This window comes from Photobacterium damselae, from assembly GCF_003026815.1.
Classification (GTDB): Bacteria; Pseudomonadota; Gammaproteobacteria; order Enterobacterales; family Vibrionaceae; genus Photobacterium; species Photobacterium damselae.
This window is the reverse complement of sequence record NZ_PYOG01000002.1, coordinates 56,878-69,583: the sequence shown is the minus strand read 5'-3', so window position 1 is coordinate 69,583 and position 12,706 is coordinate 56,878. Positions and strand designations below refer to the sequence as shown.

Below are 12,706 nucleotides of genomic sequence, written 5' to 3'. Positions count from 1 at the left end.
TCCTTACGCCAACAGCTGTGCGGCTGCTGAATCTAAAAACCATTCTGTTTGACCAAATTGAGTCTGAATTTTTGCTGCTGGATACGGAAGTTCATCCGCAGAATGCTCACTAATTTCTTTTAGAATCTTAGCCTTACCTTCACCTAATACAAGGTAAGTAATTCGATCGGCATTTTCCAGCAAACGTGCTGTCTTTGAGATACGCTTTTGTCCTGATTCAGGATGCGTTGCAATAACAGCTAAATGTTGATCATTAAAATCTGTTTGGTGTGGAAACAGCGATGCAGTATGACCATCGGCTCCCATTCCCAATAATATCCAATCAAAAGCAGGTAACCCGTGCTTATGAGGAATTACTTTATCCATTTCATTTGCAAAACGAACCACTTCTTGTTCTGGGTCAGCTTCGCCTAAAATTCGATGAATATTCTCACTCGGTAACGCAACATGCTTAAACAATAGCTCATTTGCTTCACCGAAATTACTTTCAGGATCTGTCGGTTCAACACAACGTTCATCACCCCACCAAAAATGCAGATTTTGCCAATTAATACTGGTTGCAAATGGTGCTTGAGCTAACGTTTTAAAAAGTAGCTTAGGTGTTGAGCCTCCAGATAGAGAAATATGAATAGGACGTCCTTGTTGACTCATTTCTCTCATCGTTTCAGCCAGTGAGTTCACTACCTGATCGGGAGTTTCAAATACGCGATAGTTCATCATGATCATAGCTCGCAGTAATCAGTATTAGTTAGGTTTTTACATGGGAAGCGCCACTCTCGACCATCATTACTCAGTAGCTCATCAGCTTCTTTAGGTCCCCATGTACCCGCCGCGTAACCAAATAAGTGTTCTGGATGTTCTTTATAATCAAGAATTGGCTGAACAAACTGCCAACAAGCACGAACGGCATCAGTGCGGGCAAATAACGTTGCATCCCCTTTCATACAATCAAGTAATAGGCGCTCATAGGCCGTTAACATATTACTCTCTTGCATATCTTGGTAATGGAAATCCATCGATACTTCTTTAGCTTCAAAACCTGCACCTGGCTTTTTCAAACCAAAACTCATTAGAATACCTTCATCAGGTTGAATTCGAATGATTAACTTGTTTTCAGGAGCGGTTGTGCCAAAGACTGGATGTGGTGTCTTCTTAAAATGAATCACAACTTCAGTTACACGAGTTGGTAGTCGTTTACCGGTACGAACATAGAATGGAACGCCATTCCAGCGCCAGTTATCGATAAACATCTTCAAACCAACATAGGTTTCGGTACGAGAATCGTCTGCTACGCCATGTTCATCACGGTAACCTGGCAGATGCTTACCACGTACTTGTGACTCGGTATATTGTCCTAACACCAAATTGTTATTCAGATCAGCGTCACTCAATGGTTTAAAGCTTTGCATTACTTTAACCACTTCGTCACGAATAGAGTCTGCGTTAATTGCTGCTGGTGATTCCATCGTGGCCATTGCTAGCACTTGAAGCAAATGGTTCTGGAACATATCACGAACAGCACCAGATCCATCGTAGTATCCGCCACGATCTTCAACCCCTAACGATTCTGCGGCTGTAATCTCAACAAAATCGATAAAGTTGCGATTCCAAAGCGGCTCGAACATGCCATTGGCAAAACGGAATACCAGTAGATTTTGAACCGTTTCTTTACCTAGATAATGGTCGATACGGTAAATTTGATGCTCTTTAAAACAGGCGTGAATTTGTTCATCTAGCGCATTGGCTGAAGCAAGATCGTAGCCAAATGGTTTTTCTACAATCAAATTCTTCCAGCCATTAGATTCGTCATTTAGTCCGTGAGCGGCTAAACACTCAGGAATAACACCATAAAGGCTAGGTGGTGTTGCTAGATAGTAGACCGTATTACCACCAGTATGATGAGCATCTTCTAATACAGACAGACGATCCTTTAGCAGTGAATAATTCTCTTTATCGGACGTATTTACTGCCTGGTAATAAAGGTGCTGACAGAACTTCTCTAATGTTGCTTGTTCGGTTTTTTCATTTTCGATTAGAGATTTCTTGAGTTTGGTACGGAATTCGTCATCACTGTAGGCTGTACGACTAACACCAAGAATAGCGAAATCTTCAGGAAGAAGACCATTTGCGTACAAGTGATAAAACGCAGGAATTAACTTGCGATGAGTTAAGTCTCCTGATGCGCCAAAAATGACGATTGTGTTGTTTTCTGGTTTAGCCATGTAATGTTCCCACTTACATCAGATCATTAAGATCTGGGATAGCCATCAATTGTAATAATCACAATCAGTGTAATGCTATTTAGGTTCTTTAAAACATCAACTTAGTACAATGCTAAGTGTTTTATATGGTGAGAATAATAGCATTTCTCACTATAACTTATATTTGATAATACCTATCGAATTGATAGTCTATACCGTTATTCACACCACAAAAACCCATGATTTGTGGTGTTTTTGTAGCATTTTATTTCACTATATTAGAAACCTGTTATTGAATAAATTGAACTCCGACCTGTTATATCGAACATTTAACCAACAATTTATTCAACATTAACTAGAGAATGTACAAATCCCACACAGACTTCGAGGCTTATTCTGACAAAAAGATATAAAAAAAGTGAAATGATAACCAACCATTTCACTCTCTTATTTCACCGAAAAATATCAACATTGCACAGATAATCTAACAGATTAAGCTCTAATCTTTATTTTTTGCATAACAGGCCATTTTATCTTGATACATTGCTTCATCGGCGACGTGAAACATCGTACTAACGCAAGTAGAAACCGAGCAACTATCGCCAACAGCAAAACTCACTTTAATTATCTGGTTATTTTCCGTTGTGATCACATGCTTATTACGTTCACAACGAAGTCGCTCAGTTAACCTCTCACAAGCAGCAACACTACCTTCTTCAAGTAAGATTGCATATTCATCCCCACCGAGTCGGTATACTTTATCAGTATTTCTACAAGCAGAAACCAATATATTGCCCACCGAAATCAACAGTGCATCGCCCATCTTATGCCCATGGAGATCATTCGCCTGTTTAAGACCGTTAACATCGATAATGCACAAACCAAAATGACGCTCAGGATACCGCTTTAACCGTTTTGTATACGCTTCAAAATCAATGTCAAACGCTTTACGGTTAGCCAGTTCAGTTAAAGAATCCGTAATCGCTATTCGCTTTAATTCTTGATTTAGAATTTTACCTTCAAGAGTCGATGCTAATTGATTAGCAAAAATTGAAATCACTTCAAAGTCATCAATTTGTAAATCTGATGCCTGCATGATCAAAAGACCTAAGCTTTTATTATCGCTATCGAGTAAATTGAAACCATGATAGAGCTGATTACTTCGGTAATTAAAATAATCTTGATCCGTTTGCAACAATTCCAATTGTTCAAGTTTGTGAAGCGGTAGATCCTCATAGCTCCAATCTTTATGATCATATTGAAACTTTAAAGCCCACTCTGCGTCTGGATATAACTCTTTTAATTGCTGTATCACGACATCACGAAAGTCATCTGTCTGCACCTTACTAAAAAAGGCAATAAGAGACTGCATCATTTCACGACGTCGCTCTTCTCGTTTTAGCGAAGTCGATAATGCCTCTGTTTTTTCTTGAACTTTTTTCTCTAGCTTACCGTTAAAATTGCTTAGCTGCACATTCGCCACTTCTTGCGCTTTCATCGCATTGGTTAATGCTTGGTTCGTTACTGCTAAATTTTTAACTTGGGCCTGAATAGTTGAAGACATCTCTTGAATTAAGTTATCAACCGAGTAGAACTCCATAAAGCGTAGATTTCGTTTAGGAACACTGTAGTTGCCACGGGAATACTCTCGAACAATACGCATTAAAGCCGCTAATGGTTGAGAGACCCAACGGTAAGTCATACCAGCGCCAAACAACCCTAATGCGATTGCGATTAAGCTTAAAATAGTGAATATCTTTAATGATTGAGTGAATTGATCGCCTTTGTACTCACGATCCATATACACAATCAATTCATAGTTTAAAGCTTCTGCAACATACTCATTATTAAGTTCTATTTTTCGCTGTAGTGACATCGATGGTGCATTATGTTCACTTTCGCCAGCAGTAAATAAAATGGAATCTATGGTATTTCGATTTAACTCAACCCACTCCCCATTAGAAAGGTAAGGCTTTATCATTTTGCCTAAACTTTCCATTGGAATCACAACAACCAAATAACCTAAAGGATCTTTCTTAAGGCCCTCGGTTAAGGTTGATTGATAGACAGGAACAACGACGACAATTCCACGCTCAGATGGGTTAAGTTTATTAGGCATCAGCTTTTCATCGTAATAATTGAAAATCCATTGATCCCCTTTTAAATTTTTAGAGAGTCGCGTCTGTTTTAGTAAGTGCGTTTGAATATTTTTAAGCGACTCGATACCACTAATACCATTATAGTTTTCGACTTCATCCCAATCTTTATCCAAAAGATAAGCCGACTTTACAAGTGGTGCGTTATCAACTAAGGATTCTAATGTTGCAAATACATGGCTTGAGAGAAAAAAGTTATCAATACCTTGAACTAGCAATCGATCTCGAGACAATACATCGAGGCTAGTTGACAATACATAAAAACGATAATTTATCTCTTGGCCAATCGTATTAGAGAGACGTTTTAGCTGCTCGGTCTGATAATTTTTTTCTACATCAATTTGCTGCTTCAACAACAAGCCACCAATCATTGCCGCCGGAACAACAGCAATAACCAGCATTAACAGACCTAACGAATATCTTAATCTTAACTTCATTGTTGTTTTTCTAAGCGTTGTAATTGCCCACTAGCAACCCTTTGCATATAGTCAGCTGTATTTTCTGCTGATTCACCATCTGCAAATCGATAAAAACCCTTTCCCATTGCTTGCCAAACAATAGCCATCAATACATTCGATGGCATTACTTTAGCCAAAGAAAGTTGCTCTAATATGATTTTATTATCGCCTATTGCGGTCTTCTTTAGTTGCAAAAATAGCGAATTTGAAACAGGCAATAAATGGTACTTATCATAGACCCACTTCTGGTTTGCTTTTCTTTGTACAAACTCAATAAAGCGCTTCAATTGATTTTGTACAAGCACTGAGCGTTGATCAAATTCAGGCATAGCAAGGACAAAAGTACTTTTTAAACCATACATTTTGTGACCATTAAGGCTTGGTAACATAGCCAAACCCACGTTATCACCCATTTCTTTTTTAATATCATCATATGCCCAATCACCATTAATAGCATAGGCCGACTTTCCCTGAATAAATCCAAGCTGGGCACAATGATAACCACAATGACCATCGATAATGCCGTCTGCTGCTAATAAATGATAATACTTAAGAGCATTCACCATACCTAACGAGTCCAAACTGATTTTATCGTTCTTTATTGGCCAGCCATCAGATGCGAGAAGAAATGGCATAAAGAAATACATATCATTGTAATTCCAGCCTATTGGCATAATTTGCTTAGATACAAAATCTTTTTTCTGCTGGAGCAGTTCTGACCAAGATGTGATCGGTGTTTTAACCATACTCTTATTATAATAGAGTAATAAATGGTTACCTTGAATGATCGGTACGCCTCGATATTTACCATTGACTCTCGCCGTTTCACCAACCGCGGGTTCAAAATCAGTATGAATCCAGCCTTTTGGCACCGGAGATAACTTCATCTGCTTATATAAACCTAGAAAGTCAGATGGAACTAATATCAGATCGGGTAAACCACCATATTGAGCACCTAATAGCAGTTCTGCTTTAATTTTTTGCGGATCAAACTGAACAACAGAAACTTGAATTCCCGTTTCTTTTTCAAAACGAGAAACTAGACCATCAATATAAGCAGTTGATTGATGAGAGTGCCACAGCGTAATTCTTGCATTTGCTATGCATGGAATCAGCATTAATAGCAAAATTAAGCAACGAAACACAACCAAAGATACTCTCCTAAAATAAACTGCAATTAGATATAATACCGTAAAGCAAATCAGAGATAAATGAATGCTGTTCAATCATGAGTGAAACTTTTGTTCTTTACTTACATCTTAATTACAACAGTTTACGCATCTACTTATTACTAAATAAAGTTTCTAATGTTAAAAATCTCTTATACAAAACTACCCATAGCAATTATTGCATTGCTTTTAACAACAGCTTGCACATCAACTCAAGCGACAACAGCAAAAACGGCTCAATCTGGGCATACAACGATCTCTGCACACCAAAAGAAAGAACAAGATATGGTGAAGTTTGCACGTCGTTACATTGGTACTAAGTATGTTTGGGGAGGTACGACACCAAAAGGGTTCGATTGTTCTGGATATATCCAATATGTCTATAAACATTTTGGTATTAAAATTCCAAGAACTACAGCCGCTTACCCGGAACTGTATGCGAAGAAAGTTCCCTTAAGTAAAGCGCAAGTGGGTGATCTGATCGTATTTACAGGAACCAATCCAAAGATTCGTAAACCAGGTCATGCGGGAATTATTACTGAAGTTGGGAAAGGAAAACTAAAATTTGTCCATAGCTCATCATCTCGTAAGCATTTTGGCGTAACCGAAACGAATTACTATAAAAGTGGATATCCAAAACGTTACCTAACCGTGGTACGTATGTAATCTATTTGGCCCCAATCGATATGATGATGATATCTATTGGGGCTATATCATTCATTAATAGAATCTAACACTCGTCCCCTAAGTCTTTCGCAATCGCACACGCTTGCAATAAATTTAATAAACCATGAGTTTTCAACCACTCGAGTTGCTCAGCATTTTTAACTAAAAAACGCCCACTATAGTTCATCCCATTCGCAAAAATATCTTCAATACAATTACGACTTCGCGGAATGACTAGCATCCAATGACGAGTTAATAAGATATTGTAAGGCTTACATTTATTATTATTTTCTTCCGATCCAAACAGCTTCATTTCACGCATTGCAGCTAAATAAGAGATATAAAGCTTTTCGCTACTTGGGCGATGATAACGATATAGACGGTGCTCAAAAGGTAATCTTTCGGATAAAATCAACGCCTCTAATGGCACTTCTGACTGAACTAACTGCATGTGTCTATGAGCTTGACTTGCGCCAGCTACAGGGCCGCCATTATAGAAACCCAATACATTGTCAGATTCAAAACCTCTTAACCAAGCGGCAAAGTCTTCTAATTCTAACGGTGATTCTTGCGAAATAAATTGCTTTGAACAGATCAGTAGATGAGGTGTGATCACTGGAAATTTATTTAATAAGCAAACATGCTCTTCACCAGCCTCAGCAACAAACATATCTTGTTCATAAGGAAAGAAAGGGTTGAAATCGGCTGTTGGCTTAGGTGTGAATTTTCGCTGAGCGCTATTTTTAGCAACAATATGACCTAAATAGGTAATGCCATTTTGTTCAATTGCCACGGCTTCTGTTGCTATAGGATACAAGCTCCCATTTGCTTTAGCCTGCTCAATCACTTGCTCAGCCTGTTCCCAAAACATTTATCTCAAACCTTATTTAACTAATCACGAAAGATTTCATCATCCCATGCTGGCCTAAATTACCTATAGCCAGTTCATAAAATTTAGATTGCATATTTATCTAAACATTCAAGCAGTCACCTATCACTCCGATCTATTGTAAAGTTAAGTTTACAATAGATGTCGATTTGGCAAGATTGAAATCAACCCACTATATGGCTGTTTTCTAGTAAAATTTGTATTATCCAACTCAAGTAAGAGGAAGTTAACTGCGATCCCTGTTCGTACTCCAAAGGTCAACTTTCTCTTGTAGTATCCTTTTTGGTCATTGAGATGCTACAAAAAAGGGGCCATTAGAGCGGTCACTCTATAGCCCCTAATCATTTTATTCTAGGTTAGATAATTTGGGCGCCAATCAAAAAGCAGCCAAATACTAAACTTAACATCATCGCAATTTGCCCACCACCTGCGGTATAACACATCGCAAGTTCTTTATGATTGTCCTGCTCTAACGCTTCAACTTTGCGTAATTTTATCGTCATTGCCATCGGAACAAAAATCGCAAGAAATACTAGGATAAGTCCTGCATATCCAAGAACAGCAAGGAAATGGTTAGCAGCAAAAAGAGCACCAATTAAAGGCAAGATAAATGTCACAACATACGTAACAGCACGATTTTGTTTCAAAGCATCTCGGTTTTGGTCAAATAGCGCCATAGCAACTCCTAAGAAAGAAGTTAACAAAGCCAAACCTGTGAAAGTGGATAGAATTGCGTTAATACCTGAGAATTTTGGACTTAAAGCTGCAATCAACTCAGAAACATTAGCAAATTTAACTAATTGTTCTGCCGAGAGATTACCAACTACTGCGTACAACCAGAGTAAGTAACAAACCAGCGGTATAGCAGAGCCAACAATAACCATATTACGTAGCTGTTTATGAGATGCATCACTGTTATAAGTCACCAAAGAAGGGATCACCACCATAAAACCAAAGCTGGTGAACAGCACTGAACTGGTTTTAATTAAGGCAACTTTATCACTGCTGGTTGCATCCACTAAATGTTCAAAGGTGATACTTGGTACCAAAGAGAAGAGTGTTAGCGCTAACATGACCACCATGATAGCAAACAGTACTCGATTCAACTTATCAATAACAGCTGTACCCGCAGCAACAATCAAACCAGCAATGACTGTAAATGCAACTTGGCTTTGCACCATAGTGAGCTCGATATTTACACTCGCAGCTAACTTTTTAACAAGGTCGCCAGAGCCAATAATATAAGCCATTAACAAGCAAACTAATAACGCGTATAAAAGGCCATTTGTGATGATTTGACCACCTTTGCCTAATGTTTTTCGCGCAATGGTATTCATACCAAGTCCGCCACCGGCTTTAATGCTTGCTTCTAATAATAATAAAGCAGCATACGTGGTGCCTAACCAGATAATGAGCATCAATACTGATCCCCATGCTAAACCAAACTGTGCTAAAACCATCGGAATAGCCAGCATTCCAGCACCTAATGCCGTTCCAGCAATAATTAACGAACTACCTAAAAGTTTAAGATTCATGGAGTTACCCTTAAATTTGCTCAATAGAAGGACAGATCTCTACTGAGTAAAAAAACGCTAAAATTAAATTAATATGAGTGAATTTTTTCTTTTTTTGAAAATAAGTTATTAAAAATAAAGAAAAAACTTATATGCGTTAGGATAGAAACGAATAAATCGAGAAGAGGTAAAAAAGGCAGGACGAGACTTGACTTGCTGAGAGTGAGATGAAATAGCGGATAGAACCCTACCCGGTGATGCAACTATGGCATCGATTATGGTTGCTGAACAGTGACAGTTCATAAAATCGTACTCCTAAAACGATATACCCACTATGGGTTGCTAGCAACATCCCCATATTGCTAACGTTATGTTCCGGTCAGAACATTTTGGTCTTTATGAAAATTAACAGCTTAAGATAAAAACTCAATTATCATTTTTGGAATCTTTGATCTATGTAATGATAAATAAATATTAAACACCTATTTAACACTTATTCATTACATCTCGCGCCTTCCATTATTAACTCGGCTCTTTCTCCAAGGAGACGAGTGTTAATCTATTAAAAGCAGTCGGTTTAACTGCAATCAAACTACCATCACCAAACTGAATCCCATCAAAGTACTGGCTGCCCCACTTTACTTTTTTAAATCGGGCATATCGCGCTTTGGCATACACTTCTTCTAATGCATTCACGGCTCCATGAGTTTTTGCCTGACTTTCAATAGCTGGGCTTAATAATTTTTCCGCAATAGTCATCTATGCATCCATTCCTTAAAGCAGTTCGGTGATGAGTATTCCTTTTTATCAAATACTCATCACGATGCAATAGTTAATCATCACTTTTTAATTCTCTGACTCACAACAATCCCACAAATCATTGCTATCACAAACAACAATAACGTTGGATTTAGGCTAGAGATCGAGGTTAATGCCGGGCCTGGACACACACCAGATAATCCCCAACCAATACCAAAAAGCGTAGCGCCAATCACTAGAGGTCGATCAATGGACTTTAACTGTGATAGCGAAAATTTTTCTGCCAAAACTGGTTTCTGACGGGGTTTAACCAGAAAATAATAACCGGGAGCAAAAACCAGCAGAGCCCCTCCCATCACAAAAGCTAAGCTAGGGTCCCAATCACCTGTAATATTTAAAAAACCTATCACTTTAGCAGGATCAACCATCTGGGAAATCATCATACCTGCACCAAAAAGTAACCCTGAACTTAAAGCAACGAGATAACCTAAGATACTCTTTAATTGATTCGTCATTTTATTTTCCTACTTTCTAGTGTGTTAGATAAACGGTAATCACAGCGGTAGCCATAAAAATTATTGTCGCCACTATCGAACGAACCGATAACCGCCCTATTCCACAAATACCGTGCCCACTGGTGCAACCATTACCTGTATTAGTACCAAGTCCAACGAGAAAGCCAGCAATAATCACAACCCACCACTGAGACATTGGGTAAGATTCAGGGAGTGAGAAGCCTAGATTGGAAAAGAGATAACCGCTTACGGCCATACCTACAATAAATAACCCACGCCAGAATGTGTCTTTTTGTTGCGGCTTTAAAATACCAGCCAAAATACCGCTAATTCCTGCAATTTTGCCGTTAAGTAGTAATAATAATAACGCTGAAACGCCAAGCAGAATTCCACCCATTAACGCATCCCAAGGTATCAACATTGTCTTACTCTCCCAGCCAACTTTATATTAGACATTACTAAGAAACAAAAAATAAGGCAACACTAAATTAGCTTTTGCTAAAATACACTTTACGAGTATACTGCATACAAAACACTCTAGCAGTTCAAAGTCACATCGTCGTAAATCGATGATAATTGACTCTTGATGCCCAAATAATCTCAAGGTGCAAGGTTACTCGGGTATAAAACAAATCAGATATGAGGTGGATATGACTAAAATTGTGATCATTGGTGGTGTTGCAGGAGGCGCTTCAGCCGCGGCAAGAGCAAGACGTTTAAGTGAAGATGCTGAAATCATTATTTTTGAACGAGGCCAGTATATCTCTTTTGCTAACTGTGGGTTGCCTTATCATATTGGCGGTGATATCCCACAACGTCAAAATTTACTTTTGCAAACACCAGAGAGTTTCTTGGCCCGATTTAATGTCGATGTGCGGGTAATGAACGAAGTAACGACAATTGATCGCCAAGCCAAATGCGTTACCGTAAAAAATCTTATTGATGGTACCAGTTACCAAGAAAGCTACGACTTTTTACTGTTAAGCCCAGGCGCATCTCCGATCATTCCTCCTATTGAAGGTATTGATAACCCTCTGACTCACTCTTTGCGTAATATTCCAGACATGGATCGTATCCTCGCGACTCTAGATAATCATAAACCGACTCATGCCACTGTTGTTGGTGGTGGGTTTATTGGTCTAGAAATGGTAGAAGCATTTCACCAACGAGGCATAGCCACAACGCTTCTTGAAATGGCACCCCAAGTAATGACCCCAGTCGATCCTGAAATGGCAGGGTTTGTGCACCAAGAGATTAGAGATAAAGGGATAGATTTACGCTTAAATACGGCATTAAGTGCGATTCAATATCATGAGAAAACCCAATCTCTTACCTTATCTTTAAGTAATGGCGAAGATTTAGAAACGGGCATTGTCATTATGGCAATTGGAGTTCGTCCTGATATTGAATTAGCTAAACAAGCGGGTCTGAAAATTGGGGAATTGGGCGGAATATGGGTCGATGAAACTTTGCAAACCAGTGATCCGAGTATCTTTGCTGTGGGCGATGCGGTTGAAGAAAAAGACTTTGTCACAGGAAAACAATGTTTAGTACCTTTAGCTGGTCCTGCCAACCGTCAAGGTCGAATGGCGGCGGATAATATGCTTGGTCGTAGGGAACATTATCAAGGCACTCAAGGTACAGCGATCTGTAAAGTATTTGAGTTGGCTGTTGCTTCAACAGGTAAAAACGAAAAACAGTTACAACAACAAGGTATGGCTTACCAAAAGGTGTATGTTCATACCGCTAGCCATGCAAGCTACTATCCAGGAGCTGAAACCGTATCATTAAAACTGCTGTTTGAAACCACGTCGGGTAAAATTTTAGGTGCTCAAGCTGTTGGTAAAGATGGAATTGATAAGCGTATAGATATCCTTGCCGTTGCTCAACGTGCTGGTATGACAGTAGAACAGTTACAACATGTAGAACTGACCTATGCCCCTCCGTATGGCAGTGCCAAAGATGTTATAAACCAAGCCGCTTTTGTAGCTAGTAATATAATAAAGGGCGATGCAACTCCAATTCACTATAATGAACTTGAGCAACTAACCGATAATCAGATACTGCTTGATGTTCGTAACCCTGGAGAGCTCAAAAATATGGGCTTTATTAAAGGTGCGATAAATATCCCTCTTGATCAATTACGTCATCGTATGAATGAGTTACCTAAAGAGAAAGAGATCATTATTTATTGTGCTGTAGGATTACGTGGAAATGTGGCCTATCGACAATTGGTCAACAATGGATATAAAGCGCGTAACTTAATGGGTGGTTATCGAACTTGGAAGTTTGCTCAAATGTAACACTTCTCGTAAGCATAAAATAGAATCATTAAAAAAACGCTGGAGAGAGTAAACCTCCAGCGTTTTTTATTGGTTC

Annotated in this window: 10 protein-coding genes and 1 pseudogene; 2 read left to right on the top strand and 9 right to left on the bottom strand. The window is 38.8% G+C overall.

Annotated elements, in window-relative coordinates:
* Positions 1 to 3: 3 nt before the first annotated feature.
* The 4 genes from pgl to CTN07_RS03215 form a co-directional block, all read right to left on the bottom strand.
* On the bottom strand, positions 4 to 720 hold the full coding sequence (gene pgl, locus CTN07_RS03230) for a 6-phosphogluconolactonase (protein ID WP_036763594.1): 717 nt from the start codon (positions 718 to 720) through the stop codon (positions 4 to 6).
* 2 nt (positions 721 to 722) lie between these two features.
* Complete coding sequence (gene zwf, locus CTN07_RS03225; protein WP_005298716.1) at positions 723 to 2,222, bottom strand: glucose-6-phosphate dehydrogenase; 1,500 nt, start codon at positions 2,220 to 2,222, stop codon at positions 723 to 725.
* A gap of 478 nt (positions 2,223 to 2,700) precedes the next feature.
* Positions 2,701 to 4,794: a sensor domain-containing diguanylate cyclase gene (locus CTN07_RS03220; RefSeq protein WP_106142961.1), complete on the bottom strand. Its 2,094-nt coding sequence runs from the start codon at positions 4,792 to 4,794 to the stop codon at positions 2,701 to 2,703.
* Entirely contained in the window at positions 4,791 to 5,960 is a 1,170-nt protein-coding gene (locus CTN07_RS03215) for a sugar ABC transporter substrate-binding protein (protein ID WP_225314545.1), read from the bottom strand. The genes CTN07_RS03220 and CTN07_RS03215 overlap by 4 nt, the downstream gene beginning before the upstream one ends.
* Positions 5,961 to 6,122: 162 nt before the next feature.
* Between CTN07_RS03215 and CTN07_RS03210 the strand changes: the two genes are divergently transcribed.
* Positions 6,123 to 6,650: a C40 family peptidase gene (locus CTN07_RS03210; RefSeq protein ID WP_225314546.1), complete on the top strand. Its 528-nt coding sequence runs from the start codon at positions 6,123 to 6,125 to the stop codon at positions 6,648 to 6,650.
* A gap of 64 nt (positions 6,651 to 6,714) precedes the next feature.
* Here the strand turns inward: CTN07_RS03210 and CTN07_RS03205 are convergent, their stop codons facing one another.
* The 5 genes and pseudogenes from CTN07_RS03205 to CTN07_RS03185 all read right to left on the bottom strand — a co-directional run.
* Positions 6,715 to 7,521, bottom strand: a complete 807-nt coding sequence (locus CTN07_RS03205; RefSeq protein ID WP_005298711.1) for a DUF4922 domain-containing protein — start codon at positions 7,519 to 7,521, stop codon at positions 6,715 to 6,717.
* A 374-nt stretch (positions 7,522 to 7,895) separates the two neighbouring features.
* Positions 7,896 to 9,074 (bottom strand): amino acid permease, encoded by a 1,179-nt coding sequence (locus tag CTN07_RS03200; RefSeq protein WP_005298709.1) that lies wholly within the window; start codon positions 9,072 to 9,074, stop codon positions 7,896 to 7,898.
* A 501-nt stretch (positions 9,075 to 9,575) separates the two neighbouring features.
* Positions 9,576 to 9,812, bottom strand: coding sequence for a hypothetical protein (locus tag CTN07_RS03195; RefSeq protein WP_036763591.1), 237 nt, complete (start codon positions 9,810 to 9,812; stop codon positions 9,576 to 9,578).
* A gap of 80 nt (positions 9,813 to 9,892) precedes the next feature.
* The gene (locus CTN07_RS03190; RefSeq protein ID WP_050787749.1) at positions 9,893 to 10,327 is read right to left on the bottom strand and encodes a YeeE/YedE family protein; all 435 of its coding nucleotides are present in this window, start codon (positions 10,325 to 10,327) and stop codon (positions 9,893 to 9,895) included.
* Between the two features lie 16 nt (positions 10,328 to 10,343).
* Positions 10,344 to 10,757: pseudogene (locus CTN07_RS03185) on the bottom strand (YeeE/YedE family protein); the annotation flags it as partial.
* 220 nt (positions 10,758 to 10,977) lie between these two features.
* Between CTN07_RS03185 and CTN07_RS03180 the strand changes: the two are divergent.
* Positions 10,978 to 12,630 (top strand): FAD-dependent oxidoreductase, encoded by a 1,653-nt coding sequence (locus tag CTN07_RS03180; RefSeq protein WP_005298708.1) that lies wholly within the window; start codon positions 10,978 to 10,980, stop codon positions 12,628 to 12,630.
* Positions 12,631 to 12,706: the final 76 nt, after the last annotated feature.

Coding starts and splice junctions, on each gene's coding strand:
- CTN07_RS03180 (WP_005298708.1), top strand. CDS start 10,978: ATGACTAAAATTGTGATCATTGGTGGTGTTGCAGGAGGCGCTTCAGCC.
- CTN07_RS03220 (WP_106142961.1), bottom strand. CDS start 4,794: ATGAAGTTAAGATTAAGATATTCGTTAGGTCTGTTAATGCTGGTTATT.
- CTN07_RS03210 (WP_225314546.1), top strand. CDS start 6,123: ATGTTAAAAATCTCTTATACAAAACTACCCATAGCAATTATTGCATTG.
- pgl (WP_036763594.1), bottom strand. CDS start 720: ATGATGAACTATCGCGTATTTGAAACTCCCGATCAGGTAGTGAACTCA.
- CTN07_RS03190 (WP_050787749.1), bottom strand. CDS start 10,327: ATGACGAATCAATTAAAGAGTATCTTAGGTTATCTCGTTGCTTTAAGT.
- CTN07_RS03200 (WP_005298709.1), bottom strand. CDS start 9,074: ATGAATCTTAAACTTTTAGGTAGTTCGTTAATTATTGCTGGAACGGCA.
- CTN07_RS03195 (WP_036763591.1), bottom strand. CDS start 9,812: ATGACTATTGCGGAAAAATTATTAAGCCCAGCTATTGAAAGTCAGGCA.
- CTN07_RS03205 (WP_005298711.1), bottom strand. CDS start 7,521: ATGTTTTGGGAACAGGCTGAGCAAGTGATTGAGCAGGCTAAAGCAAAT.
- zwf (WP_005298716.1), bottom strand. CDS start 2,222: ATGGCTAAACCAGAAAACAACACAATCGTCATTTTTGGCGCATCAGGA.